General features: G+C 72.9%; 24 protein-coding genes. 16 read left to right on the forward strand and 8 right to left on the reverse strand.

Going from position 1 to position 26373, the window contains the following annotated elements; genetic code table 11:
• Window positions 1-11: 11 nt before the first annotated feature.
• Both AC4F3Q_RS04890 and serS read right to left on the reverse strand, forming a co-directional pair.
• On the reverse strand, window positions 12-911 hold the full coding sequence (locus tag AC4F3Q_RS04890; RefSeq protein ID WP_491038982.1) for an HAD hydrolase family protein: 900 nt from the start codon (window positions 909-911) through the stop codon (window positions 12-14).
• On the reverse strand, window positions 908-2200 hold the full coding sequence (serS, locus tag AC4F3Q_RS04895; RefSeq protein WP_491038983.1) for a serine--tRNA ligase: 1293 nt from the start codon (window positions 2198-2200) through the stop codon (window positions 908-910). The genes AC4F3Q_RS04890 and serS overlap by 4 nt, the downstream gene beginning before the upstream one ends.
• 107 nt (window positions 2201-2307) lie before the next feature.
• On the opposite strand from serS, the gene AC4F3Q_RS04900 reads away from it, so the two are divergent.
• Entirely contained in the window at window positions 2308-3471 is a 1164-nt protein-coding gene (locus AC4F3Q_RS04900; RefSeq protein WP_286189201.1) for a diacylglycerol/lipid kinase family protein, read from the forward strand.
• A gap of 20 nt (window positions 3472-3491) precedes the next feature.
• Entirely contained in the window at window positions 3492-5711 is a 2220-nt protein-coding gene (locus tag AC4F3Q_RS04905; protein ID WP_491038984.1) for a hypothetical protein, read from the forward strand.
• On the opposite strand, the gene AC4F3Q_RS04910 is transcribed toward AC4F3Q_RS04905, so the two are convergent.
• Together AC4F3Q_RS04910 and AC4F3Q_RS04915 are read right to left on the reverse strand one after the other, a co-directional pair.
• Window positions 5665-6426 (reverse strand): glycosyltransferase family 2 protein, encoded by a 762-nt coding sequence (locus AC4F3Q_RS04910; protein ID WP_350308765.1) that lies wholly within the window; start codon window positions 6424-6426, stop codon window positions 5665-5667. The genes AC4F3Q_RS04905 and AC4F3Q_RS04910 overlap by 47 nt on opposite strands.
• Window positions 6427-6621: 195 nt before the next feature.
• Window positions 6622-7449 carry a DUF5926 family protein gene (locus tag AC4F3Q_RS04915; protein WP_491038985.1) on the reverse strand — a complete coding sequence of 276 codons (828 nt, stop codon included), beginning with the start codon at window positions 7447-7449 and terminating at the stop codon, window positions 6622-6624.
• Between the two features lie 142 nt (window positions 7450-7591).
• Here AC4F3Q_RS04915 and pgm point away from each other — a divergent pair, with 142 nt between their 5' ends.
• The gene (gene pgm, locus AC4F3Q_RS04920) at window positions 7592-9274 is read left to right on the forward strand and encodes a phosphoglucomutase (alpha-D-glucose-1,6-bisphosphate-dependent) (RefSeq protein ID WP_168446632.1); all 1683 of its coding nucleotides are present in this window, start codon (window positions 7592-7594) and stop codon (window positions 9272-9274) included.
• Window positions 9275-9379: 105 nt separating this feature from the next.
• Here the strand turns inward: pgm and AC4F3Q_RS04925 are convergent, their stop codons facing one another.
• A complete protein-coding gene (locus AC4F3Q_RS04925; protein WP_491038986.1) occupies window positions 9380-10252 on the reverse strand; it encodes an ArgP/LysG family DNA-binding transcriptional regulator in 873 nt (290 codons plus the stop codon).
• A gap of 55 nt (window positions 10253-10307) precedes the next feature.
• Between AC4F3Q_RS04925 and AC4F3Q_RS04930 the strand changes: the two genes are divergently transcribed.
• The 8 genes from AC4F3Q_RS04930 to AC4F3Q_RS04965 all read left to right on the forward strand — a co-directional run bounded on the left by AC4F3Q_RS04930 (window position 10308) and on the right by AC4F3Q_RS04965 (window position 17644).
• Entirely contained in the window at window positions 10308-10913 is a 606-nt protein-coding gene (locus tag AC4F3Q_RS04930; RefSeq protein WP_491038987.1) for a LysE/ArgO family amino acid transporter, read from the forward strand.
• Window positions 10914-10965: 52 nt separating this feature from the next.
• Entirely contained in the window at window positions 10966-12186 is a 1221-nt protein-coding gene (locus AC4F3Q_RS04935; RefSeq protein ID WP_491038988.1) for an MFS transporter, read from the forward strand.
• Window positions 12187-12387: 201 nt separating this feature from the next.
• Complete coding sequence (locus AC4F3Q_RS04940) at window positions 12388-13485, forward strand: polyprenyl synthetase family protein (protein ID WP_491038989.1); 1098 nt, start codon at window positions 12388-12390, stop codon at window positions 13483-13485.
• Complete coding sequence (locus AC4F3Q_RS04945; protein WP_491038990.1) at window positions 13482-14378, forward strand: phytoene/squalene synthase family protein; 897 nt, start codon at window positions 13482-13484, stop codon at window positions 14376-14378. Before AC4F3Q_RS04940 ends, AC4F3Q_RS04945 begins: the two co-directional genes overlap by 4 nt.
• Window positions 14375-16033: a phytoene desaturase family protein gene (gene crtI / locus AC4F3Q_RS04950; protein WP_491038991.1), complete on the forward strand. Its 1659-nt coding sequence runs from the start codon at window positions 14375-14377 to the stop codon at window positions 16031-16033. Before AC4F3Q_RS04945 ends, crtI begins: the two co-directional genes overlap by 4 nt.
• A complete protein-coding gene (locus tag AC4F3Q_RS04955) occupies window positions 16030-16383 on the forward strand; it encodes a lycopene cyclase domain-containing protein (protein WP_491038992.1) in 354 nt (117 codons plus the stop codon). The genes crtI and AC4F3Q_RS04955 overlap by 4 nt, the downstream gene beginning before the upstream one ends.
• On the forward strand, window positions 16380-16745 hold the full coding sequence (locus AC4F3Q_RS04960) for a lycopene cyclase domain-containing protein (protein ID WP_491038993.1): 366 nt from the start codon (window positions 16380-16382) through the stop codon (window positions 16743-16745). Before AC4F3Q_RS04955 ends, AC4F3Q_RS04960 begins: the two co-directional genes overlap by 4 nt.
• Entirely contained in the window at window positions 16742-17644 is a 903-nt protein-coding gene (locus tag AC4F3Q_RS04965; RefSeq protein WP_491038994.1) for a prenyltransferase, read from the forward strand. Before AC4F3Q_RS04960 ends, AC4F3Q_RS04965 begins: the two co-directional genes overlap by 4 nt.
• Here the strand turns inward: AC4F3Q_RS04965 and AC4F3Q_RS04970 are convergent.
• A complete protein-coding gene (locus AC4F3Q_RS04970; protein ID WP_491038995.1) occupies window positions 17607-19148 on the reverse strand; it encodes an SDR family oxidoreductase in 1542 nt (513 codons plus the stop codon). The two genes, AC4F3Q_RS04965 and AC4F3Q_RS04970, sit on opposite strands and share 38 nt — an antisense overlap.
• A 55-nt stretch (window positions 19149-19203) precedes the next feature.
• Window positions 19204-19698: a CBS domain-containing protein gene (locus AC4F3Q_RS04975; RefSeq protein ID WP_491038996.1), complete on the reverse strand. Its 495-nt coding sequence runs from the start codon at window positions 19696-19698 to the stop codon at window positions 19204-19206.
• A gap of 170 nt (window positions 19699-19868) precedes the next feature.
• Here AC4F3Q_RS04975 and AC4F3Q_RS04980 point away from each other — a divergent pair, with 170 nt between their 5' ends.
• The 5 genes from AC4F3Q_RS04980 to AC4F3Q_RS05000 all read left to right on the forward strand — a co-directional run bounded on the left by AC4F3Q_RS04980 (window position 19869) and on the right by AC4F3Q_RS05000 (window position 25307).
• Window positions 19869-20348 (forward strand): NfeD C-terminal domain-containing protein, encoded by a 480-nt coding sequence (locus tag AC4F3Q_RS04980; protein WP_168446642.1) that lies wholly within the window; start codon window positions 19869-19871, stop codon window positions 20346-20348.
• Between the two features lie 122 nt (window positions 20349-20470).
• Complete coding sequence (locus tag AC4F3Q_RS04985) at window positions 20471-21931, forward strand: flotillin family protein (RefSeq protein WP_168446643.1); 1461 nt, start codon at window positions 20471-20473, stop codon at window positions 21929-21931.
• Window positions 21932-22056: 125 nt separating this feature from the next.
• Window positions 22057-23754 carry a DivIVA domain-containing protein gene (locus AC4F3Q_RS04990; RefSeq protein ID WP_491038997.1) on the forward strand — a complete coding sequence of 566 codons (1698 nt, stop codon included), beginning with the start codon at window positions 22057-22059 and terminating at the stop codon, window positions 23752-23754.
• Between the two features lie 2 nt (window positions 23755-23756).
• Window positions 23757-24569, forward strand: a complete 813-nt coding sequence (locus AC4F3Q_RS04995; protein ID WP_491038998.1) for a hypothetical protein — start codon at window positions 23757-23759, stop codon at window positions 24567-24569.
• 69 nt (window positions 24570-24638) lie between these two features.
• Window positions 24639-25307, forward strand: a complete 669-nt coding sequence (locus tag AC4F3Q_RS05000; RefSeq protein ID WP_491038999.1) for an SRPBCC family protein — start codon at window positions 24639-24641, stop codon at window positions 25305-25307.
• Window positions 25308-25404: 97 nt separating this feature from the next.
• On the opposite strand, the gene AC4F3Q_RS05005 is transcribed toward AC4F3Q_RS05000, so the two are convergent.
• On the reverse strand, window positions 25405-26367 hold the full coding sequence (locus tag AC4F3Q_RS05005; protein ID WP_491039000.1) for a DUF5692 family protein: 963 nt from the start codon (window positions 26365-26367) through the stop codon (window positions 25405-25407).
• Between the last annotated feature and the right edge of the window lie 6 nt (window positions 26368-26373).

A 26373-nucleotide genomic window follows, 5' to 3' on the forward strand; every position in this document is an offset into this window, starting at 1 on the left:
GGTGCGGAACGCTAACGGCGAGGGGGCTCAGCACCCTCGAGGCGATCGAGCACGGCCCGCAACACTGCAGCGACGCCGTCGTCCAGGATCGAGCCGGTCACCGTGTCCGCCGCGGCCACGACCTCCGCCGCAGCGTGACCCATCGCGACCCCGCACGCAGCCCAGCGCAGCATCTCGACGTCGTTGCCGCCGTCGCCCACCGCGACCGTCGCGCGCTCGTCGACACCGAGACGGACGCGCACACGCTCGAGCGCAGACGCCTTCGACACGTCCTGCGGTGCGACGTCCATCCACATGAGGTCCGCGATCGAGAAGTGCGTGTCCGACAGGCCGAGCTCGGCGAGACCCGCACGCAACGCGTCGACCGGCTCGCCCGCGTCGACCGCGACGATCCGCGTCGTCGTGCGCCCCTCGAGCTCGCGCAGGTCGACGACGGTCTGCCGGCCCATGATCGTGCGGTCCGGGAAGCGCTCGGCGACCCAGTAGCCGACACCGACCTCCTCGACCGCGAAGAGCGTACGCGGCATGTGGTGCAGCACGAGGTCGAGCGCAGGGCCCGCCGTGAACGTCACCGCGTCGTCGATCTCGTAGCCCTGCGTCCCGCCGAGGCGGGCCGTGACCGACCCGTTCGAGGCAACGAGGTATCCGTCGTCGAGGCCGAGCTCGTCAGCGACGGGCAGGAGCGCGACGAGGGGCCGCCCGGTCGCGAGCAGCACGTGGCTGCCCGCGGCGCGGATCTCCCTGACGAGAGACTTCGCCTCCGGGGAGATGAAGCCGTCGTCGGTCATGAGCGTGCCGTCGACGTCGAGCGCGACCAGGTGGTCGGCGCCGTCCGGCGCCGGCAGCACCGAGTCAGGCCAGCGGAGCCGCGGCTCCCGCACGTCCTCGAGACCGGCGGGGCACCCGCTCATGCGGTGACGGGCGTGAGGACCTCCAGGCCGCCCAGGTAGGGGCGCAGCCCCTCGGGCACACGGACGGAGCCGTCCGGCTGCTGGTGGTTCTCGAGGATCGCGACGATCCAGCGCGTGGTCGCGAGCGTCCCGTTGAGCGTCGCGACCGCGCGCGTCTCGACCTTGCCCTCGGCGTTCTCGACGCGCTCGCGCACGCCCAGGCGGCGCGCCTGGAACGTCGTGCAGTTCGACGTCGACGTCAGCTCGAGGAAACGCTGCTGCGTCGGCAGCCACGCCTCGCAGTCGAACTTGCGGGCAGCCGAGGAGCCGAGGTCGCCCGCAGCCGTGTCGATCACCCGGTAGGGGAGGCCGACGAGCGCGAGCATCTCCTCCTCGAGCGCGAGCAGGCGCTCGTGCTCGGCCGCCGCGTCCTCGACGCGCGCGTACGAGAACATCTCGACCTTGTGGAACTGGTGCACGCGGATGATGCCGCGGGTGTCCTTGCCGTACGAGCCGGCCTCACGGCGGTAGCACGCGCTCCAGCCCGCGTAGCGCAGCGGGCCGGCCGACAGGTCGACGATCTCGTCGGAGTGGTAGCCCGCGAGCGCCACCTCGGACGTCCCGACGAGGTACTGGTCGTCGGCCTCGAGGCGGTAGATCTCGTCCGCGTGCGCACCGAGGAACCCGGTGCCGCGCATGATCTGCGGGTTGACGATCGTCGGCGTGATCATCGGCGTGAAGCCGTGCTCGAGCGCCTTGTCGACAGCAGCGTTGAGCAGCGCGAGCTCGAGGCGCGCGCCGATGCCGGTGAGGTAGTAGAAGCGCGAGCCGGAGACCTTGGCGCCGCGCTCCGTGTCGATCGCGCGGAGCATCTCGCCGAGCTCGAGGTGGTCGCGGGGCTCGAAGCCCTCCGCGGCGAAGTCGCGGCGGGCGCCGACCTCGCGCAGCACGACGTAGTCGTCCTCGCCGCCGACGGGCACGCCATCGGCCACGACGTTGGAGACCTTCATGAGCAGCGCGTCGAGGGTCTCGCCAGCCTCGGCTGCGTCCTTCTCGTACGCCTTGACCTGCTCGGCGAGCTGCTTGGTGTGCGCGAGCAGCTCCGTGCGCTCCTCGGGCGACGACGCCTGCGCGACCTTCTTGCCGTGGGACTTCTGCTCGGCACGCAGCGTCTCGAACTCGACGAGGGCGGAACGGCGGCGCGCGTCCGCGTCGAGGATCTGGTCCACGAGCGCCGGGTCGTCGCCACGGGCGACCTGGCTCGCACGGACGACGTCGGGCTGGTCACGCAAGAGCTTGAGATCGATCACGAGCCCACCTTATCGGGCCACGGCTCGCCGCCACCGCTGCGTCCGTGCGGCTCCGGGCGGCGATCCAGGTCGGGCGGCGGAGGTCAGGGGGCGCTAGCCTCGCCAGCATGAGCTCGATGTCGCCCTGGGAGATCGTCTGGATCTGCCTGTCCCTCGTGATGGCCGCGACTGCGCTCACCGTCTCGATCCTGCTGTGGCGCGAGCGTCGCCGTCCCTGGCGGCGCTCGCAGGCTCACGGTCTGCCCGACGGCGCAGCGGGGGACGAGGCCGCGTCGCCCCCGCCGCGTCGCGTCGTCGCGTTCGTCGCCAACCCGTCGAAGCCCGACGTCGCGTCGCTCAAGGAGCCTGTGCTCGCGGCGTGCCGCGCGACCGGCCTCGAGCCGCTGTGGATCGAGACGAGCGTCGAGGACCCTGGGGTCGGGCAGGCGCGCGAGGCCGTCGCACAGGGCGCCGAGGTCGTCGTCGCGACGGGCGGCGACGGCACCGTCCGCGCGGTCGCCGAGGCGATGGTCGGGACCGGCGTCCCCATGGGTCTCCTGCCCGTCGGCACGGGCAACCTCCTCGCCCGCAACCTCGACATCCCCGTGACAGACCTCGACGAGGCGCTCACGATCGCGCTCGACGGCCGCGACCGCTCGATCGACGTCGGCTGGCTCGAGGTGCTCGAGGCCCCGGCGCCGGACGGCGACGAGGACGAGGCCGACCTCGCCGAGGTCGGCTCGAAGCACCTCTTCACCGTGATCGGCGGCGTCGGCTTCGACGCTGCGATGGTCGCCGACACCAACTCGACCCTCAAGGCGAAGGTCGGCTGGATGGCCTACTTCGCCGCCGGCGTGCGGCACCTGCACGGCCGCCGCCTCGAGGCGTCGATCCAGCTCGACGACCAGCCAGCCGTCACGACGCGCCTGCGCACGCTCCTCGTCGGCAACTGCGGGCGCCTCCCGGGCGGCATCACGCTCATCCCCGACGCAGTCGTCGACGACGGCATCCTCGACATCGCCGCGATCGACACGCGCGGCGGCATCGCCGGCTGGGCCCAGCTCTTCGGCGAGGTCGTCCTGCAAGGCCTCGGGGTCAAGACGGTCGAGCTGCCGAACCGCATCGGCCGGATCGACCACACGCAGTGCCGCTCCGTCACCGCACGCATCCGCGGCGGCGAGCAGGCCCAGGTCGACGGCGACATCATCGGCCGCGCGAGCGCGATCAAGGCGTGGGTCGAGCCCGGCGCCCTCGTCGTCCGCAACCCTCGCCGCATCACCCTCGCGCGGTGACCCGCCCGTAGGCTGGGCCGGTGAGCCTCCTGACCCGAACCCGCCGTCCCCTCGCGCGTCTCGGGACGGCCGCGGTCCTCGGAGGTCTCGCCCTGAGCGCGATCCTCCCCACCGCCGTCGCCGCCCCGGCCCCGCCCGCCGTCCAGGTCGTCGTCGTCGGGACCACCGGGGTCCAGTGGGAGGACGTGTCGCCCGAGGCGACCCCGGCCCTCTGGGAGCTCGCCGGTCGTGGCGCGGTCGGGAGCACGGTCGTGCGCAACGTGCGCTCCTCGACGTGCCCGGCCGAGGGGTGGCTCTCGCTGTCCGCGGGCACCCGCTCGGGCGACACGACGTACGAGTACCCCGAGGACGCCGAGGACCGCTGCCGCGTCCTCGACGAGCCGAGCGGCCGCGCCGACGCCGCGGTACCCGCGTGGGACGCGTACGTCACCTCCGCCCGCGACGGGCAGTACGACGCCGTGCCCGGCACCCTCGGCGACATCCTCGCCGAGGCGGGCCTCACCACGGCCGCGTTCGGTCCCGGCGCCGCGATCGCCCTCGCAGGCTCGGCCGGCCAGGTCCCGAGCTGGGCTCCGGTCGACGACGCCCTCACCCCGGCGCTCGTCGACCGGCTCGCCGCCGCCGACGTCGTCGTCGTCGACGCAGGCACCGTACGCGGCGAGACCGCGGCCGAGCGCGCGAGGGGCGTCGCCGCGGTCGACTCGGTCGTCGCCGACGTCCTCGACGCGCTCGAGACGTCCGCGACCCAGCCGCTCGTCCTCTTCTCGTCCCTCGCCGACTCGGCGCGCGCGCCGCGCCTCCAGGTCGCCGCCGCCGTCGGGCCGCTCACGCCCGGCAGGGACGCCGCAGGTCTCCTCGACTCGGCGTCGACACGGCAGCCCGGATACGTGCTCGGCTACGACCTCACGCGGACGGTCGTCGACCGCGCCGCGCCCGGCACGACGAGCACCGCGTCCCACCGGTTCGACGGCTCGCCGCTGCGCGCCGACGGCTCGGCAGCATCCCTCGCCGCCCGCGTCGAGGGCCTGCGCGACGACGCGCTCCGCTCCGTCGTCGTCCGCACCGCCGTCTCGCCGTTCTACGTCCTGTTCACGGTCGCGAACATCCTGCTGCAGGTGGTCGTGAGCCTCGGGATCGCACGCGCGACCCGCTCGTCCGCCGAGGATGGCAAGGACAGCGACGTCGGCGGCTACCCGCTGCGCTGGCTCCGCGCCGTGCGCACGGCCGGTCTCGCGCTCGCGGCCCTGCCGACCGCGACCTACCTCGCGAACCTCGTGCCGTGGTGGCGCTCGCCGGTCCCCAACCTGACCGTGACGGCGGTCGTCTCCGCGATCGTCGGCGCGGTCGTCGCCCTCTGCCTCCTGCCCGCCGTCCGCCGCCGCCCGCTCGGGCCGTTGACCGTCGTGACCGCCCTGACGGCTGTCGTGCTCGCGGTCGACGTCGCCCTCGGTGCCCGACTCCAGCTCACCTCGCTCATGGGCACGCAGGCGCTCGTGGCAGGCCGCTTCTACGGCTTCAACAACACGGCGTTCACGCTCTTCGCGACGTCGACCGTCCTGCTCGCGGCGATCGCGGCGACGCCGCTCGTCGCGCGCGGGCGACGCCGCACGGCAGCCGTGGTCGTCGCGCTCATCGGCCTGGTCGCCGTCGTCCTCGACGGCCTGCCGTCGATCGGCGCGGACTTCGGCGGGCCGCCCGCGCTCGTTCCGGGCTTCGCCGTCCTCGTGCTGCTCGTCCTCGGAGTGCGCCTGACCTGGCGGCGCGTGCTCGCGGTCCTCGCCGCCGGGGCGGTCACCGTCTCCCTCTTCGCTGTGCTGGACTGGCTGCGGCCGGAGGGCGAGCGCACCCACCTCGGCGCGTTCGTGCAGACCGTGCTCGACGGCGGGCTGTGGGGCGTGGTCTCCCGCAAGCTCTCGCAGAACGCGAGCAACCTCGTCGGCACGCCGTTCACCCTCATCGCGGTCGGCGCGGCCGTCCTCGTCTACCTCGGCGTGCGCCGCGCGGGGGGCCGTCTCGAAGCGCCGCTCAAGCTGGTGGCCCGTGAGCTCCCGGTCCTGGGTGCGGGCCTGATCGCGCTCCTCGTCGTCCAGACGATCGCGTTCGCGCTCAACGACTCGGGGATCATCATCCCCGCGATCGCTGCGACGCTCGCGCTGCCGCTCGTCGTCGCGACGTTCGGTCGCGTCGCAGAGGTCAGCGCTGTCGACCGCCCAGGACAGAACGCATCTTCCGCGCGTTGACCGCGAGGATCACGTCCCGGTACTGAGCGGCGCGGTGCAGGGTGCCGCGCAGGTCCTTCTTCGACGGGCGGTGCCGCAGGTCGCACGGGACCTCGACCGCGACGTAGCCGCGGCGCACGAGGTCGATCGTCATGCCGGTCTCGACGCCCCAGCCGTGCGCGAGGGGCGTCGCCGCCTCGAAGGCCTCGCGTGTGAGGCAGCGCTGGCCGGAGAGCGGCTGGGTGGGCGTCCAGCCCGTGAGGCTCGCGATCGCGCGGCGGGCAGCGCCCACGACGATGCCGTGGCCGCCCGCGCCCGGCTGCGGCGGCAGGAGCGCGATCGACATGTCGGCGGCGCCCTTGAGGACCGGTGTGATCAGGGGGGCCGTGTTGACGGCCGTCTCGCCGAGGTCACCGTCGATGAACAGCAGGAGGCGGGCAGGGCGGTCGCTCGAGTCGCGCATCGCGACGATCGACGCCCCGGTCTCCATGGCCGCGGCCTTGCCGCGGTTGTGCGAGTGGCGCACGACGACGGCGCCGGCCTCGCGCGCGACGTGCTGGGTGTCGTCGTCGCTGCCGTCGTCGACCACGAGGACGAGGTCGACGTAGGGGATCGCCCGTGCTGAACGCACGGTCGCGGCGATCCGCTTCGCCTCGTCCTTGGCGGGGATGATGACGGCGACGCGTTGACGGGTACGGCCGTTCGGGCCGACCTGCGGGCGGGGCGTCTTTGCCACCGGGAGGTCCGTGGACTGCGCGGGCGTCGTCGCCTGCTCCGTCCGGTCCTGTGGATCGTGTGTCACACGGTCCACCCTAGTGGAGGCCACGTGGTTCTGCTGAATCGGTCTAGGTCCACCAAGAATCCGCAAAGAGGCGTGCGCGAGGCCCCGCCGTCCGCCCTCACGGGGCGGTCGACGGGCCTCGTGGCGGGGTCAGCGGAGCGTGACCTGGCGGGCGATGATGCCTGCCCGCGCGCGGCGCTCGTTCGAGTCGAGCGGCTCGGTGTTATCGAGGGCCGGCGCGAGGAGCGCGGCGAACGCCTCGGCGTCCGCCTCCAGCTGCTCGATCGTCGTGCCCGCGACGATGTCCCACACGGGCACGCAGATGCCCGACGAGCGGAACGCACCGAGGAAACGGGACTTGCCGAGCGACGACTGACGCTTCGCATGCAGGCGCGCGATCGCGTCGATCAGGCGGTCCTCCTCGACAGCCATCGACCAGCGCAGGTAGCGGCGCGCACCGAAGTCAGCGAGGTAGGCGCTCTCGACGCCCGCGAGCTTCTCCGTCGGGATGATCGTCGAGGCGGCCTCCTCGAGGGACTCCTTGAGGTCCGGCGTGATCTCCTGGGCCGGGTCGAGCCAGTAGTCGAAGCCGTCGTGGATCGTCACCTCGAACGGGACGGTCAGGTCGAGGACGTCCTGCAGGCGCGGGCCCTCGCCCGGCAGGCCCACGGTCGTCAGGGACGTGCCCGGCTCGAGCTCCATGACGGCGAGCAGGTTCGCCGCGAGGTCGCGGCTCGTGTCGCCCGAGCCGCCCTGCCCCTGGATCGAGAGCAGGATCGCGCCGTCGGCACGGTGCAGCGCAGGCCACCCGCCGGGGAGCGTCGTCGTCACGACGACGTCGCGCGCGCCGTGCTCCTTCGTCGTGCGCGCGGTCGCCGTGGCGGCGGGCACGACCTCGCGCAGCGCGACCCAGTCCGCCTCGCCGGGAAGGTTCTCGAACGGACGCAGCACGAAGTCGGGGGTGGGGTTCTTGGCCATGCGCTCATCGTACCGGCCGCCCTCTGCCGCGGCGCAGGGCGGCCCGGCGGCCCGCGCGGAACGTGCCGTCGTCGTCCGCAACAGGGTCGGAGGGCCCAGATCTGCGGCGCGCCCGCGCCGGAGCGGGTGGCAGGATCGGAGCATGCACCCTCGAGCTGGAACCGTTGCCCTCCCCGAAGACCTCATCGACGTCGACGCGTTGCTCGGCGCCTACTACGACCGCACTCCCGACCTCGACGACCCCGCGCAGCGGGTCGTCTTCGGCACGTCGGGCCACCGCGGGTCGAGCCTCGACGGCGCCTTCAACGAGGCGCACATCGTCGCGACCACGCAGGCGATCGTCGAGTACCGGCGCAGCCAGGGCATCGACGGCCCGCTGTTCATCGGCCGTGACACGCACGCCCTGTCCCTGCCCGCGTGGCAGTCCGCGCTCGAGGTCCTCGCCGCGAACGACATCGACGTGCGCATCGACGCCCGCGACTCCTACACCCCGACCCCCGCCGTCTCGCACGCGATCCTGCTGCACAACGGTGCAGGCACGTCCGAGGGCGTCCGCGTCGAGGGGCCCGGCCTCGCTGACGGCATCGTCGTCACGCCGTCGCACAACCCGCCGCGCGACGGCGGCTTCAAGTACAACCCGCCGCACGGCGGCCCCGCGGACTCCGACGCGACCTCAGTGATCGCCGCGCGCGCGAACGAGATCCTGCGCGACGGCGTCGGGCAGGTGCGACGCGTGTCGCTCGAGACGGCGCTCGCCGCGCCGACGACGCACAAGCACGACTTCCTGTCCGCGTACGTCGACGACCTCGCGAACGTCGTCGACTTCGACGCGATCCGCACGGCGGGCGTGCGGATCGGCGCCGACCCGCTCGGCGGGGCGTCCGTCGAGTACTGGGGCGAGATCGGCGAGCGGTACGGCCTCGACCTCACGGTCGTGAACCCGACCGTCGACCCGCGCTGGGCGTTCATGACCCTCGACTGGGACGGCAAGATCCGCATGGACTGCTCGTCGCCGAACGCGATGGCGTCCCTCGTCGGCGCCATGCGTCCCGCCGCGGGCGGCCCCGCGCCGTTCGACATCGCGACGGGCAACGACGCCGACTCGGACCGCCACGGCATCGTGACGCCCGACGCGGGCCTGATGAACCCGAACCACTTCCTCGCGGTCGCGATCGACTACCTGTTCTCGGGTGCACGCCCGGGCTGGCGGCCCGACGCAGCGATCGGCAAGACCCTCGTGTCCTCGGCTCTCATCGACCGGGTCGCCGCCGGCCTGGGGCGCCGCCTCGTCGAGGTGCCGGTCGGCTTCAAGTGGTTCGTGCCCGGGCTGCTCACCGGCGAGGTCGGCTTCGGCGGGGAGGAGTCCGCCGGGGCGTCCTTCCTGCGGACCGACGGCAACGTGTGGACGACCGACAAGGACGGCCTGCTCCTCGCCCTGCTCGCCTCCGAGATCCAAGCGAAGACCGGCAAGTCCCCGTCGCAGCGGCACGCCGAGCTCGTCGCCGCGCACGGCGAGTCCTGGTACGCGCGCGTCGACGCCCCCGCCACTCTCGAGGAGAAGGCGACGCTGTCGAAGCTCGACCCGGCCCAGGTCCGCTCCACCTCGCTCGCGGGCGAGGAGATCGTCGAGAAGCTCACCGCAGCACCGGGCAACGGCGCAGCGATCGGCGGCCTCAAGGTCACGACGAAGAACGCCTGGTTCGCGGCGCGCCCGTCGGGCACGGAGAACGTCTACAAGGTGTACGCCGAGTCGTTCGTCTCGGCAGAGCACCTCACGCAGGTCCAGGAGGAGGCCAAGCAGGTCGTCTCCGACGCGCTCGCCTGAGGAGGCTGACCGCTGCGGCCCCTGCGGGCCGACGCAAGAGTGAGGGCCGGTGCACACGATCCGTGTGCACCGGCCCTCACTCTTCTCTCTGCAGGGAGTGCCCCGTCAGCCTCGGAAGGCCCGCTGCACCGCTTCGGTGAGGCGGTCGAGGCGGTGCGCCGCGATGGTCCAGCGCTGCCACACGAGCTGGCGTTCCACCGGCTCGAGGCCCGGCACGGGGACGAGCTCGGGTGCAGCCTCGACCTGCCCGTCGAGGAGCATGCCCCAGCCGAGTCCCGCACGCACCGCTGTCGCGAACGCGCTCGGGCTCGGCACGGCGGGGCCGCGCCCGGCGGGCGGCAGGCCCGCGGCGCGGAGCGCGGTGTCCTGCAGCTCGTCCTTCGCGTCGAAGCGCACGGCGGGCAGTCGCGGGACGTCGTCACGTGTGCGGACGCCGTAGCGTGCGAGCAGGTCCGGGTGCACGCGCGGGCTGTAGCGCACGACGCCGAGCGGCTCGGCCCGGCAGCCGGGGGCAGCGACCGGGTCGGTCGAGACGGCGGCCATGACGGCGCCGCGTCGCAACAGGTCGACGGCGTGCGCCTCGTCGTCGGCGACGACCTGCAGGTGCGTGTCGTGCCAGGATCCGGCCGCGACGAGTACGTCGCGGAACCAGGTGGCGAGGGAGTCGGCGTTGACGGCGACGGTCAGGGGGACGGGCTCGGCGCCGGCGGGCACGCCGCCGATCTCCGTGGCGAGCTCTGCGGCGAGCAGCGCCTGCTGGCGTGCGTACCTCAGGACGGGTGCTCCGTCGTCGGTCACGGTCGACGGGGTGCCGCGGCGGACGAGGATCCGACCGAGGGAGGTCTCGAGCGCGCGGATGCGCTGGCTCACGGCGGACGTGCTGATACCGAGCTCGTAGGCGGCCCCCTCGAAGGACCCTTCGTCGGCGATCGCGGCGAGCGTGGCGAGCTGCTCCGGGCTGATGAAGAACTGCTTCACGGGGAACAGATTATCGCGTTCGCCTTCACGGGCACGCTCTGCTTAGCCTCGGCCCGTGAACACGACCCTCACAGCCCTGACCACCGGCTTCCTCGCGAGCCTCGGCCTCATCGTCGCGATCGGCGCTCAGAACGCCTGGGTGCTGCGCCAGAGCCTGCGCCGCGAGCACGTCGCGCTCGTCGTCGCGATCTGCGTCGCGTGCGACGTCGCCCTCATGGCCGCAGGGACCGCCGGGCTCAGCGTGCTCCAGGACACCGCACCATGGGTCCTCGAGGCGCTGCGCTGGGGTGGCGTCGTCTACATGCTCGCGTTCGCCGCGACGTCCCTCCGCTCCGCGCTCAAGCCCCGCCAGGGGCTCGTCGCGAGCGAGGCTCGGCCCGCACGCTCCGCCGCGCTCACGACCCTCGCCGTCACCCTCCTCAACCCGCACGTCTACCTCGACACCCTCGTCATGCTCGGGACCGTCACCAACAGCTTCGGCGACCTGCGCTGGGTCGCGGCAGCCGGGGCGATGGGCGCGAGCGCCGCGTGGTTCTCCCTCGTCGGGCTCGGCGCGCGAGCCCTGTCGAGCACCCTCGACCGCCCGACGACGTGGCGCGTGATCGACGGCGCGGTCGCCGCCGTCATGGTCGCCATCGCGGTCAGGCTCGCGGTCGGCTGACGGTGGCCGATCTCACCACCGGGGACCGCGGACCCGGTGAGAGAATGGCGCAATGGCATTCGGCGGGCCCTATCGGGCGATCCTTGCGCGCCCTGGCGCGGCTCAGTTCTCGATCTCCGGGCTGATCTCCCGCTTCCCGATGGCCATGGTCGGCATCGGCGTCGTCCTCATGATCCAGGGCCTGTACGGCTCGTACGAGCTCGCAGGGCGCGTGTCCGCCGTGTACGTCCTCTCGCAGGCGGTGTGCGGCCCGCAGATCGCGCGGCTCATCGACCGGCACGGCCAGGCCCGCGTCATGCGGCCCCTCCTCGCCGTCTCCGCGACCGGTATCACCGGCCTCATGATCGCTGCCGTGTCTGACGCGCCGTCGTGGGCGCTGTACGGGATCGCGGCGTTCGCCGGCTCGACGATCGGCTCGATGGGCACCCTCGTGCGCGCCCGCTGGACCCTCCTGCTCGACAACCCGCACGACATGCACACCGCCTACTCGCTCGAGGCGGCGCTCGACGAGGTCGTGTTCGTCCTGGGGCCGGTGCTCGCGACCTGGCTAGCGACGTCGGTCACCCCGTGGGCCGGTCTCGTGTTCCCCATCGTGGCGATGCTCGCCGGCGGCTACTGGTTCCTCTCGCTCAAGGCGACCGAGCCGGTCCCCGTCCCGCAGACGAAGGCTGAGCGCCCGCCGACCGTGCTGCGGTTCGGTGCGATGGTGATGCTCGTCCTCGTGTTCGTCGCGCTGGGCGGCGTGTTCGGCGCGGGCGACGTCGCCACGATCGCGTTCGCCGAGGAGCAGGGCAACAAGGGTGCCGCGGGAGTCGTCCTGGCGATCTTCGCGGCGGGCTCGCTCATCTCGGGCCTCTGGTACGGGTCGCGGCGCTGGGTCGGGCCGTTGTGGGCGCGTTTCACCGTGACGATGCTCGCGCTCGCGGGCGGGGTCGCGCTGTTCCCGCTCGTGAGCTCGCTCCCCGCGCTCGCGGGCGTCATGTTCGTCACCGGCCTGGCGATCGCCCCGTCGCTCATCGGCGGCAACGGGCTCGTCCAGCTGATCGTCCCGCCGGCCCAGCTCACCGAGGGCCTCACATACGTGGGTACGGCTCTGGGCGTGGGCGTCTCGTTCGGGTCGTCGATCGCGGGCTCGCGGATCGACGCTGCGGGCCCGCACGCCGGGTTCATCGTGGCGATCGTGTGCGCGGGGACGGGCGCGGCGCTGGTGCTCGCGTCGATGGGGATCTTGCGTCGCTCGAGCACGCGGCGGGTCGTGGACGACGTCGCCTGACCTGAGCTGCGCTCGTACGCCCGTCCCGCTCGTGCGCGGCGGGCTTTCGTGCATCTGGGATGCGTGAACCTCTGGCGCAACCGTGACTTTCCGGGCACGGTGTTGCCATGACTCGCGAACCAGTACCTAGTTTAGGAGATTGCTAGCCTGGCTAACCATTTTCCGTTACCCTGAGCCGTACCCGAGAGCGCAGGAGCAGCCATGGTCACCGTCACCGCACCGAGCATCACCGCGTCGCAGCGCCACCCCGCTACCCAGGCCACCCCGTGCGAAGCCTTCTTCGCCGCCGGCGATCACCACGCCGAGCTCCTCGACCCGCCCGGCACGGCCTACCGCACCCTGTGGGAAGCGATGCGCGACGCCGCCGGCGGCGGCAAGGGCGCCCGCCCCCAGCTCGTCACACGCACCTACGCCGCGCTCGGCGGCACCGACCTCGAGGTCGCCGCCCACGTCGGCGACGCGGTCGAGCTCCTGCACGGCGCGTTCGTCATGCACGACGACGTGATCGACCACGACACCACCCGGCGCGGCCGGCTCAACGTGAGCGGCCAGCTCGCGCGGCGAGCCCGCGCCGCCGGAGCGTCCCCCGCGGCCGCCACAGCGTTCGGCGACGCCGCAGGCATCCTCGCCGGCGACCTCGCGATCGCCGGCGCCATCACGGCCGTCGCCCGCACCAAGGCCCCCCAGCACGTCGTCGCCAAGCTCCTCGAGCTCTTCGAAGAGGCCGTCCGCACGACCGCGGCCGGCGAGCTCGCCGACGTCGAGCTGAGCCTCGGCACCGTCGAGCCCAGCCTCGAGGACGTGCTGCAGATGGAGGAACGGAAGACCGCCGTCTACTCGTTCGTGCTCCCGCTCCAGGCCGCCGCGACCCTCGTCGACACCGAGCGCGCGACGAGCATCCTGCCGATCCTCGACCTGCTCGGCCGCCACCTCGGGCTCGCGTTCCAGCTGCAGGACGACGTGCTCGGCACGTTCGGCGACCCCGCGCACACCGGAAAGTCCAACCTCACCGACCTGCGCGAGGGCAAGCACACGCCGATCATCGCCCACGCCCGCACCACCGGCGCCTGGGAGAGCGTCGCGCCGTACCACGGCGCCGCCGACCTCGACGAGCAGGGCGCAGCGATCGCCCGCGCCGCGCTCGAGGCATGCGGCTCGCGCGCGTTCGTCGAGGCGCTCGCGTTCGACCACATGGCCGCCGCCCGCGCGCTCGCACGCGCCGCAAGCCTGCCCCACGACCTGGTCGAGTGGCTCGGAGCGCTCCCCTCCCGGGCAGCACGTCAGTCGCGCGCAGCATGACCGCCGCCGACAGAGCCCGGTACGACGACGCCGCGCTGCGCGCCAGCTCGACCATCATCGACGCCTACTCGACGAGCTTCGGCCGCGCCGCCCGCATGCTCGCGGAACCCGTCCGGACGCAGGTGCGCAGCATCTACGGCCTCGTGCGCCTCGCCGACGAGATCGTCGACGGCGCGTTCGACGGGACGACGGTCGAGGACCGCCGCGCGCTGCTCGACGACCTCGAGGCCGAGACGGCCCGCGCCGTCGAGCGCGGCTACTCGACCAACCTGACCGTGCACGCGTTCGCCCTGACCGCCCGAGCCGCGGGCATCGACGCGGAGCTCACCGGGCCGTTCTTCGAGTCCATGCGCACCGACCTCGCCCGCACCGAGCACGACGCGTCGTCGCTCGACGCGTACGTGCACGGGTCCGCCGAGGTCGTCGGGCTCATGTGCCTGCGCGTCTTCCTCCTCGACACCCCCGGCACCGCCGCGGACCGTCAGCGACGCTACGAGCACCTCGCGCCCGGCGCCGTCGCGCTCGGGGCGGCCTTCCAGAAGGTGAACTTCCTGCGCGACCTCGCCGCCGACCGCGACGAGCTCGGCCGCAACTACCTCCAGGTCGCGCCCACCCGCCTCACCGACACCGAGCGCGACCACATCCTCGACGACATCGACCGCGACCTCGCGACCGCCCGCGCGACCATCGGCGAGCTGCCCCGCTCGAGCCGCCGCGGCGTCCACGCCGCCCACGCCCTGTTCGCCGCGCTCTCGCACCAGCTCCGCCGCACGCCCGCCGCGACGATCGCCGCGCGCCGCGTGCGCGTCCCCACCCGCACCAAGATCGCCGTGCTCGCCCGCGTCGCCCTCGCCGACGCCCGCCCCGGCCGAAACCGAGAGGTGACATCGTGACCCGCAGCCGAGTCGTCGTCGTCGGAGCCGGCATCGCCGGCCTCGCCACCGCCGCGCTCCTCGCCCGCGACGGGCACGACGTCGAGGTCATCGAACGGCGCGACGACGTCGGCGGCAGGTGCGGCGTCTGGGAGTCCGACGGCTTCGTCTTCGACACAGGCCCGTCCTGGTACCTCATGCCCGAGGTGTTCGACCACTTCTTCGAGCTCATGGGCACGACCACCGCCCGCGAGCTCGACCTCGTGCGGCTCGACCCCGCCTACCGGGTCATCACGCAGGACGACGCCGCGACCGGCCGCGCACCGCTCGACGTCCGCTCAGACCTCGAGGACTCCGTCACCCTGTTCGAGACCGTCGAGCCCGGCGCGGGCGAGCGCCTGCGCGCCTACCTCAAGCTCGCACGCGACGCGTACGAGCTCGCCGTCGAGCGCTTCCTCTACACGAGCTTCCAGTCGCTGCGGCCGCTCTTCCACCGCGACGTGCTGCGGCGCACCGGCACGCTCCTGTCCCTGCTGCTGCGCCCGCTCGACAAGCACGTCGCCCGGTCGTTCCGCGACCCGCGGCTGCGCCAGGTGCTCGGCTACCCGGCCGTGTTCCTCGGCACGAGCCCCGACCGCGCACCGAGCATGTACCACCTCATGAGCCACCTCGACCTGGCCGACGGCGTGCGCTACCCCCAAGGCGGTTTCGGCACCGTGATCGACGCCGTCCGCAAGGTCGCGCTCGAAGCGGGCGTCTCGATCGTCACCGGCACCGAGGTCACCGCCGTCCTCACCCGCGAGGGCCGCAGCCCGGGCACGTCCGGCCGCACGTCACGCACCGGCCGCGCCCACGTCACCGGGGTCGAGGTCCGCGACGCCGACGGGACGCACCTCGTCCCGGCCGACGTCGTCGTCGGCGCGGGCGACCTGCACCACCTCGAGACGCGCCTGCTCCCCGAGAACCTCCAGACCTACCCCGAGCGGTGGTGGGCGGGCCGCGACCCGGGCCCTGGCGCCGTCCTCGTGCACCTCGGCGTGCGCGGCGAGCTGCCCCGGCTCGTCCACCACACGCTGCTCTTCACGTCCGACTGGGACGCCAACTTCGACGCCGTCTACGGCAAGAACCCCCGCGTCCCGGACCCCGCCTCGCTGTACGTGTGCACGCCGTCGCGCACCGATCCGAGCGTCGCGCCCGACGGCCACGAGAACATCTTCATCCTCGTGCCCGTCCCCGCCGACCCCACGGACGGGCCGAGCCTCGGCCGCGGCGGGATCGACGGTGCGGGCGACGCCGCGGTCGAGAGCGTCGCCGACGCCGCGATCGCCCAGGTCGCCGCGTGGACAGGCGTGAGCGACCTCGCCGAGCGGATCGTCCTGCGCCGCACCGTCGGTCCGGGCGACTTCGCCGCCGACCTGCTGTCCTGGCGCGGCGGTGCCCTCGGGCCTGCCCACACCCTGCGGCAGTCCGCGATGCTCCGCGGACGCAACGCGTCCCGACACGTCGACGGGCTGCTGTACGCGGGCGGCTCCACGATCCCTGGGATCGGCCTGCCGATGTGCCTCATCAGTGCGGAGATCGCGCTCAAGAGGTTGCGCGGCGACACGTCGACCGGGCCGCTGCCCGCCGACTCCTTGCGCCACCGCCCGCCCGTGACCCCCGGTCGTCCGGCGTGACCGGCTGGTACCTCGGCGCGCTCGCCTTCTCGTTCGCGGGCGTCGTCACGATCGACGCCCGCTGGAAGGTCGCCCTCTTCGCCCGCGAGCGCCGCGCCCGCGCCCTCACGGTCGCGGTGACGCTCGTCGGCGCGGTCGGCTTCCTCGTGTGGGACGCCGTCGCGATCTCCCGCGGGTTCTTCGGTCGCGGCGAGAGCCCCGCGATGCTCGGGATCGAGGTCGCACCGCACCTCCCCGTCGAAGAGCTCGTGTTCGTGACGTTCCTCAGCTACCTCACGCTCGTGGTGTTCGCCGGCGCGCTGCGCCTCCTCGGGCAGGACGCGCGCACGACGCCGGACGTCAGGTCATGACGTACCTGGACCTCGCCGTCGTCGCGCTCGCGGTCGTCGTCGTGCTGCACGTCGCGTGCGTCGTCGTCGCACGACGGCGAGGCACGCTCCCGCCGCGGTTCGCCCTCGCGGTCGCCGGGACCGTGGTCGTCCTGTGCGTCCTGACCGTCGTGTTCGACTCGCTCATGGTCATGTCCGACCTGTTCCGCTTCGACGAGGACCGCCTCACCGGCGTGATCCTCTGGCGCGCGCCGCTCGAGGACCTCGCCTGGCCGCTCGCGGCCGGGCTCCTCCTGCCCGCCCTGCGCGTCGCGCTCGCACCCCGCCCGAGCCACCCCGCCTCCCCCGCCTCGACCGACCGCCAGCTCCAGGAGCACGCATGACCTCCCGCGACGCCGTCGCCCACCACCCCGAGCGCACGAGCCTGCTGCGCGGCCTCGTCGGCACGTCCCGACCCCTGTCGTGGATCAACACCGCCTACCCGTTCGCCGCCGCCTACCTCCTGGCCGGAGGCGACCGGTGGTGGCTCATGGCCGTCGCGACCGTGTTCTTCCTCGTGCCGTACAACCTCGCGATGTACGGGATCAACGACGTCTTCGACTACGAGTCCGACCTGGCCAACCCGCGCAAGGGCGGCGTCGAGGGCATCGTCCTGGACCGGCGCCTGCACCGCGCGACGCTGTGGGCGTCGGTGCTCACGTGCCTGCCGTTCGTCGTCGTGCTCGTCGCCGCGGGCACGGTCGCGTCGACCGCGGTGCTCGCCGTGTCGCTGTTCGCCGTCGTCGCGTACTCGGCGCGCGGGCTGCGCTTCAAGGAGAAGCCGGTCCTCGACTCGCTCACGTCCTCGACGCACTTCGTGTCGCCCGCCGTCTTCGCCGTGACGCTCGCCGGCGGCGACTTCACCGCCCCCGTGATCGCGGTGCTCGCCGCGTTCTTCGCGTGGGGCGCCGCGTCGCAGGCCTTCGGCGCCGTGCAGGACGTGCGCGCCGACCGGTCCGCCGGCATCGCGTCCATCGCGACCGTGCTCGGCGCGCGACGCACCGTCCGGCTCGCGATCGGCGGCTACCTGCTCGCGGCCGTGCTCATGCTCGGCGCGGGCTGGCCCGGCGTCCTCGGCGCGGTCATCCCGCTCGGCTACGCCGTGTCGATCGCACCGTTCCGCACCCTCACCGACGAGGACTGCGAGCGGGCCAACGTCGGCTGGCGCCGATTCCTGTGGCTCAACATGGTCGCGGGCTTCCTCATCACGCAGCTCGTGATCGTGATCCTGCTGCAGCGCTGAGCAGGTTGCGCGCCATCGCCGGGAAGATGAGCGCGTGGAACGGCCAGATCGCCCACCAGTACGCCTTGCCGCGCAGCCCGCGCGGGAAGTAGATCGCCCGCTGCCGGTAGCGCGTCCCACCACCCTCCGCCGGCTCGACCACCATCTCGAGCCACGCCGAGCCCGGCACGCGCATCTCCGCGCGCAGCCGCAGCAGGTGCCCGCGCTCGATCGCCTCGACCCGCCACCAGTCCACCGCGTCACCCACCACGAGCCGCTCGGGGTGGCGGCGGCCCCTCCGGCCGCCCACGCCACCGACGAGCTTGTCGAGAATCCCGCGCACCGCCCACGCGACCGGCAGCGAGTACCAGCCGTTGGCCCCGCCCACGCCCTCGACGACCCGCCACGCGTCCGCGACCGCGACGCGCGCCGCCGTCCGCTCCCGCTCGTCGACGTACACGGTCAGGCCCGCCCACGCCGGGTCGCTCGGCAGCGGGTCCGCCGGCACGCCCGACGACGCCCCCGCCCACGTCGTCTCGACGTCGCCCCGGCTCATCTTGCCCAGGGCGAGGCGCACGGCCTCGCGGTACGGCGTCAGCCCGCCCGGCGGCAGCGGCACGAACCGGTCGATGTCGTGCTCCCGGCTCACGGCGTCGTGCTGGAGAGACTGCACGAGCGGCACAGCCATGCCGTGCGGGATCGGCGTGACGAGCGTCACCCACCAGCCCGCGAGCCGTGGCGCGGGCGTCGGCAGCGAGTAGATGCGACGCCTGGGCAGGCCCGCCTCGTGCATGTACCCGTACATGAGCGCCGCGTACGTGAGGACCTCGCGCGACCCCAGGTCGAAGCGGCGGCTCACGTCGAGCGGCACGCCGACCGCCCCGACGAGGTAGTGCAGCACGTCACGCACCGCGATCGGCTCGATCCGGTTGCGCACCCACGCCGGCGCCGGCATGACCGGCAGGTTCTCCGTGAGGTGCCGGATCATCTCGAACGACGCCGAGCCCGACCCGATCACCACGCCCGCCTGGTAAACGATCGTCGGGACGCCCGACGCGAGCAACGCCTCACCCACCGCCGTCCGCGAGCGCATGTGCGCCGACAGCTCGACGCCGTCCGGGTGCAGGCCGCCCAGGTAGACGATCCGCCGCACCCCAGCCCGCCGAGCCTCGCGGGCGACCGAGCGCGCCATGTCGAGCTCCGTCGTCTCGAAGTCGCCGCTCGCACCCATCGAGTGCACGAGGTAGAACAGCACGTCGACGTCGCCCGCCGCGTCGCCGCCCGCGCCGTCGGGCCGCAGGGCGCGGGCCGTGTCTCCCGCGTCGCCCAGGTCGCCTTCGACGACCTCGACGTCCCCGCGCCACGGAACCTCCGCGAGCCTGCCCGCGTCGCGGGCCAGCACCTTGACCCGGTGCCCCGCTGCGAGCAGCTCCGGGACGAGCCGTCCGCCGAGGTACCCGGTCGCGCCGGTCACGAGCACGGTCACGGGCGAGGGCAAGAGCTGCGGGGCTGCGACGTCGTCCATCTCCCCAGCCTGCGGCGTCCGGCGGGGACGCGCAGCCCGAGCCGAGCCGCCCGGGTCAGGCGCGCCAGTGCGTCGTGACGACGTCCGCGAGCGCACGCACGAGCGCCCGGACCGTCACGACCTGCCACACCGCGCCGTGGACGACGATGTCGTCGAACCTGCGCGCGTCAGGCCGCGCCATGGCGAGCCGCACCACCTCGACGACCGGCATCGTCTGCGGGACTGCGAGCGGGGCCCAGTCGACGACCTCGCCGACCTGCCGCCGGGCGAGAAGCGCACGACCGTAGCCGAGCGTCCCGGCGCTCAGCGCGAGATGGCGCTCGCGGGAGATCAGGCCGACACGGTCGGCGTCGTCGCTGCTGCACACCGCGACCGACGTCACGTACGCCGGCCGGAAGATCTCCGCGACGACCGGATAGAGCGTCGTCGCCTCCACCACGTCGATCGGTGCGGCGAACCGACCGACCGGTGCGAACGGGTCGTCGAGGCGGTCGATCGCAGACTCGTGGCGGCGGCCGTCAAGGTGCGGCGCGATGGTGCGGGTGATCATGGATCGATCCTGCACAGCCCACCACCGGGAACGAAGCCCTGCACGAGAACGTGGCTCAACGTTCATCGCCCCGCCCCCGCCACGTCACCCGGCGCCGCGGACCCGCACGCCGGGCCGCAAGGTTCGCTAGAGTGCGGCCCACGGCACAGTGCCGCGGGGGAAGGAACAGCGTGACGATCTTCATCGCCATCGGCGGCATCGGGCTCGTGCTCCTGGCCGTCTCCATGGTCGTCGGCGAGGCGTTCGAGGTCGGGGACGGCGTCCTGTCCGGTACGGGCCTCGGTGTGGGCGCCGTCGTTTTCGGCGCGGTCGGCGTCATCACGACAGCCAACGACCTCCCGAGCGCCGTCACCTACGTGGGCTCCGCGATCGCAGGCGTGCTCGCCGTCGTCGTCGTGCAGGTCCTCGTCAGGAGGCTGCAGAGCACCGAGGACGGCCAGCCCATCTCCCTCGTCGGCACGACCGGCGTCGCCAAGACCGACATCACCGCCGAGCGCGGCGAGGTCTTCCTCGACGCCGCGCAGGAGATCGAGCGCCGCATGGCATGGTCCCGCACCCCGATCCCCGAGGGCTCCCGCATCGTCGTCGTGCAGCAGTCCGGGTCCCGCGTCGAGGTCACCCTCGACACCCCCACCGACGGCGCCGTCTGAACCACCCACGCCAGGGGACCATCCGGCCTGCATGCGCAGGCACCGAACGGCGCCGCCGCACGCGGCGCAGCACCACCTGACCGCAACGCCGCACAGGAAGGACTCCCCTGCAGGGGGCCACCATGCCGAACGACCCGAACTTCTGGACAGTCATCGGCGTCGGAGCGCTCGCGATCGCGTTCTTCGCGATCGTCGCCTTCGTCGCCAACCGCATCCGCCGCGTCCCGCCGAACGAGGCTCTCGTCATCGTCGGTCGCGGTGCAGGCAAGCGCGCCGCCGAGGCGATCGGCGGGCAGCGGGTCGTCGTCGGCGGCCGCGTGTTCGTGTGGCCGATCCTCCAGCAGGGCTTCGCGATCTCGCTGGAGCAGCGGCAGATCGGTATCACGGTCGAGGGCGTCGACAAGAACCGCATCAAGATCGCCATCAAGGCGTCCATCAACTTCAAGGTCCGCGGCGACGAGGACGGCGTGCGGCGAGCCGCGCAGCGCTTCCTCTCCCAGCAGGGTGCGCTCACCGAGATCATCAAGGAGTCCCTCGAGGGCTCGCTGCGCTCCATCGTCGGCGACATGACGATCGAGCAGATCATCTCCGACCGCAAGGGCCTGTCCGATCGCGTCGTCGACTCGACCAAGACGGACCTCTCCGAGCAGGGCCTCCAGGTCGACCTGCTCAACATCTCCGACATCTCGACCCCCGGCTCGGACTACCTCGCGAACCTCGGCCGCGCCGAGAACGCGCGCGCACGCCAGGTCGCCGAGGTCTCCGAGGCCGAGGCGCAGCGGATCGCCGAGTTCGCCGTGATCGAGGCGGCCGAGCAGATCGCCGAGCGTCAGAAGGCGCTCGACCTCAAGCGTGCCGTGATCAAGGCGCAGACCGACCGCGCCAACGCCGAGGCGGAGGCTGCCGGCCAGCTCGCCCGCGCCGAGCAGGACCGCCTCGTCGCGACCCAGCAGCGCGAAGCCCTCGCGGAGCAGGCTAAGGTGACCGAGGAAGAGCTCGACATCTCGGTCCGCAAGCCCGCCGAGGCCGACGCGTACGCCGCCGTCCAGCGAGCCAACGCCGAGCGTGACGCCGCGAACGCCGCGACCGAGGCCGACGCGTTCAAGCGCACGACCATCGCGCAGGCGAACAAGACGGCGGCGATCCAGGACGCCGAGGCGGCCGCCGAGTCCGTCCGCCGCGCCGGTGAGGCCGAGCGTGACCGCCAGGTCGCCCTCGCCGCCGGTATCCGTGCCGAGGGTGAGGCCCGCGCGGCCGCGACCGAGGCGGAGGGCCGCGCAGAGGCCGCCGCGACGGACGCCAAGGCAGAGGCGCTCAAGAAGTACGGCGAGGCCGCGCTCGCGCAGGAGCTCATCTCGCGCCTGCCTGAGATCGTCCGCGCCGCAGCCGAGCCGCTCGCGTCGATCGACAACATGACCGTCATCTCGACGGACGGCGCGTCCCAGCTGACGAAGTCGGTCAGCTCGGTCCTCGGTGAGGGCCAGGAGATCATCAAGTCCCTGCTCGGGGTCGACTTGTCCTCGTTCGTCCAGGGCATCTCCGGCGCTCCGAAGCCTCCGAGCAGCTCCACCCCCGCGTCCTGACGCTCTGACGCGTCGGACCGGGCGAGAACTCACCCTGGTCCGACGCGTCAGCAGGTCATGACGAGGCCCCAGCGTGTCGATATCATCGGCACACCCGTCACGGCTCTCACCCATCGAGGTCACGCATGCTGTCATCCGCCGACGTTCGCAGCGCACGTTTCACCGCGACCAAGTTCCGTGAGGGCTATGAGATCCCCGAGGTCGACCAGGTCCTCGACGCGGCGTCTGACACCCTCGCCCACCTCGAGCGCGGCGAGACCGTCAAGGCTGACGGCTCCCCGCTGCTGACCCCGAACGACCTGCTCGCGGCACGGTTCACGTCGACGCGCCTGCGCGAGGGGTACGACGTCGTCGAGGTGGACGACCTCCTCGACGAGATCATCACGACGCTCAACACGTACATCGCCCGCGCCCAGCGCGGCGAGCCGCTCTCGCCGGTGAGCGCACACGAGCCCGAGGAGCCGCAGGCGCCGACCGCGCCGGACGTCGCGCCCGCCGCAGACGTCTCCGCGCCGTCGCTCGCGACCCCGGCCGACGCAGAGGACCTCGGCGGCCCTGCCGCCAGCCCCGCTGCGCCGGTGCAGGCTGCCGCAACCGCGGAGGTGGCGTCCGTCGAGGACGCGCCGGAGGCGACGCCGACCAGCGGCACGACGCCGGAGCCCGCCACCGTCGAGGCCTCGCCGCTCGAGGCGCCTGCCGAGCCTGCGGCCGTCGAGCCGGGCCCCGTCGAGGAGGCGGCACCCGCCGAGCCGGGCCCCGTCGAGGAGGCGGCACCCGCGGTCGCCGAGACGGCCCCGGCCGAGCCCGCCCCCGAGACCCCGCAGAACCCTCCGGCACCTCTGCCGTGGGCGAGCTCGCTCGCCGAGACAGCCGCGCGCCACAGCGACGCGTTCGTGCCGCAGTGGGCACCGACCGGCGTGCAGGAGCCCCAGCCTGAGACCGCTACCGCCGACGAGACCCCCGCGCCGGTCACCCCTGTCGACGAGCCGGCTCCCGCGTTCACGCCCACGCCCGCCGAGACCCCGGAGAACACGGCTCCCGCCGTCGAGCTCCCTGCCTGGGCGACCTCCTCTGCTGCCGCACCCGAGGCACCCGGTGACGAGCCTGTGGGCGATGCGGTGGCCACCCCCGAAGATCCTGCCGGCTCCTCCGCGCCAGAGTCGGCGGACGACGCCACGCTCGAGCCCGCCGCCCCCGCGCCCGCGCCCGCGCCCGCGCCCGCCGAGGCTGAGGCCGAGGCCGACGCCCCCGACCCCATCGGCGCCGAGGGCCACGCCTGGGCCGCGCCCGCGTCGCAGCCGTGGACGCCCCCCGCGTCGTCTGAGTGGACCGCGACGCCGTCCGTCCTCCCGGCCCCTGTACCGATCGCCGCCGACGCGTTCGGGGTCGAGGAGGAAGCGTGGGCTCCGGTCACCGCGTTCGAGCCCATCACGAGCGAGCCGTCCGCACCTGACGCGTCCGAGGCCGAGGCGTCCGCGCCCCTGGCGAGCGAGCCGCCGGCGCCTGAGGTGTCCGAGCCCGAGGTGGCCGCGCCCGTCGAGCCCTCCACGCCCGCGGCCGTCGAGCCCGAGCCCGCTCCCGAGCCCGCTCCCGAGCTCGCGACCCGGCGTCTCGCGATGTCGACGATCGAGACGGCCACCGCGCCCGCTCCTGCGGTCGAGGGCCTCGACTCGCAGGCGTTCCTGCGCCAGCTCACCTATGCGCGCGCCACGTCGGTCGGCGATGCGAAGGAGAACCTGACGTTCGTCCTCCCCGACGGCACCGAGGTGCAGGCGGTCCGCGTGAACAAGTCCGCGACAGGCCTCGTCGTCGAGCTCGGCTGACCGTGCCGGGCGGTACGGCCGAGCACGACGCCTCCGAGCTGTTCGACCGTTTCACCGAGCGGCTCGTCTCGTCCGTCACGACGCGGGACGAGGTCCTCGGGCTCGTGCTGCTCGGCTCGGGTGCGCAGCGTGAGCGTCTCGACCAGTGGAGCGACCACGACTTCTACCTCGTCGTGCACGACGAGGTCGCCGAGCAGATGCGTCGTGACCTGTCGTGGCTGCCCGACCCCGAGCGCATCGTCCTCGCGCCGCGCGAGACCGCGCACGGGCTCAAGGTCGTGTACGACGACGCGCACGTCCTCGAGCTCGCCGTCGCGACCCTCGACGAGGTCGCGGGCTTCGCGACGAACCACCACCGCGTCGTCCTGGACCGGGGTGACGTCGCCGACGCGATCCGTCGTGCGGTCGAGCAGACCCCCGGGCCGCGCGAGGTGGACGTCGACAGAGCGCTCGGGCTCTTCCTCACGTTGCTGCTGATCGGTGCGGGCCGGGCCCGTCGCGGCGAGCTCGTCGCCGCGGGCGCGCACGTGCGCACCTATGCCGTCGCCGAGCTGATCGACGCGTGGACCACCGTGCTGCCGCCGTCGGACGACGCGTTCGTCGACCACCTCGACCGCAAGCGTCGCTTCGAGGACGCCTATCCCGGCGTCGGGGCGCGGCTCGACGCCGCGCTCGCGCAGAGCCCCGAGGACGCCGCGCGCACCCTCCTCGACCTCGCCGAGGAGCACCTCGCGGGACACGTCGCCACCTGGCCTGCCGCAGGGGTGAAGGCCCTCCGGACACGCTTCGGCTGGCCGACGCCACCACGGGCCTGAACGGGACGTCGTCGCTGGCCGGGACCTCCGGTACTGGCGGATCCGGGCCCGTCGGTGTTGGGTAGGTGGATGAGCGCCCTCCGACGACTGCTCCCGCCCAAGCCGACGCCCGCACGGGTGGCTGCTCTCGCCGGGGCCCTCGCCGTCGGCTCGCTGCCTCTGCTGCGCACGTGGTCGCTGCAGTGGGGCACGACCGAGTCCGAGCTGGACGCCGCGCTCCCGGGCGACGACCTCTTGCCGATCGCCGACCACCAGTCGACGCGCGCCGTCTCGATCCGCGCGACCGCCGATCAGGTGTGGCCGTGGCTCGTGCAGCTCGGCAAGGGCCGCGGCGGCTTCTACAGCTACGACTTCCTCGAGAACCTCGCGGGCCTCGACATCCGGTCGGCCGACCGCATCGAGCCGCACCTGCAGACCCTCGCCGTCGGCGACCTCGTCGCCCTCGCGGAGGGATTCGACCTCGAGGTCGCGATGCTCGAGCCGGGTCGCACGCTCGTCCTGCGGTCCCCGCTCGGCTCGACCGGCCCTGCGGGCCCGCCGTTCCGCTTCACGTGGTCGTTCACGCTCCTGCCTGGGGCGGTCGGCACGCGTCTCGTCGTGCGCGAGCGGTACCAGTACCTCGCGAAGACGGCGGCTCTCGTCGTCGAGCCCGCGTCGCTCGTGTCGTTCCTCATGAGCCAGCAGATGCTGCGCGGCATCCGTGAGCGCGCCGAGTCGGCGGCGTTCCTCGCCGCCTGACGCACCTCGAGGGCCTTCTGCCCTCCCCATCGTGCACCGATCGCCCGCATCCACACGTCACGTGTGCATGCGGGCGATCGGTGGCTCCGGGCGACGGTCAGACTGCCGCAGCCGCCTCGGCGGTCCGCGCCTCGCCAGCAGCCTCGGGGCGCTCGGCCGCGAGCCGCTGGTACGACGGCTGCTCGATGAAGAGCTCGTCGCGCAGCGGGTGGCGCTTCTTCGTGACGATCACGCGCACCTGGTAGACGACGACGGCGATGTTCGCGAGGAGCGACAGGAGGCTCACGACGAACAGGGCGGTCGTGTTGTGCGACGCGTCGACGGCGAACTTGGAGTCGGTCACGAACGACGGGACCGCCATGGTGAACATCATCCAGAACGCGAGGGTGTGCGCACGGTGCTGCAGCCACGCGCCCTTGCGCAGGAAGAACGCCGGGATGGTGCACGAGATGAGCAGCGCGGCACCCGCGTAGAACGCGTGGTCGCCCACGCAGTTGTAGACGTACGCGAAGTTCCACAGGTCGTACGCGATGATCCAGAACCACATCATGTCGGGCCAGACCATGTCCTGGAACCGGTCGCGCGTGACGAAGATGCCGACCCAGCCGCAGATCGTCACGAGGTTCAGGATGCCCGCGATGCCGTTCATGATGTTCCACGAGCCGCCGACCATGAACACGCCGTCGACCATGCCGTGCATGCCCGAGACCTGGAAGTCACGGACGACGGCCTCGGCGATGTTGAGCGCGAGGATCGCGGGCGGGAACCACAGCGCGTACTTCATCGCGGCGATGCGCGGGTTGTAGCGGATGAGCATGAAGCCGATGCAGCCGGCGAGGGCCGAGTACACCTTGACCCAGTGGAACCAGGTGCCGGTCGAGGATCCAGCGCCGGCCGTCTGCGGCCAGACGAAGATCGTCAGGATGATCGGCAGCACGATGAAGAGCGCGATCGCGGCCTTCTTGGACCAGCGGACGAGCTCGTTGAGGCCGATGAGTGCCCCGAGCACGACGAACCACATGAGGGCCGAGTACCAGGGGATCGAGTCGAAGAGGAACACCGTCAT

The sequence above is a fragment of the Flavimobilis sp. BM9 genome (assembly GCF_058313055.1).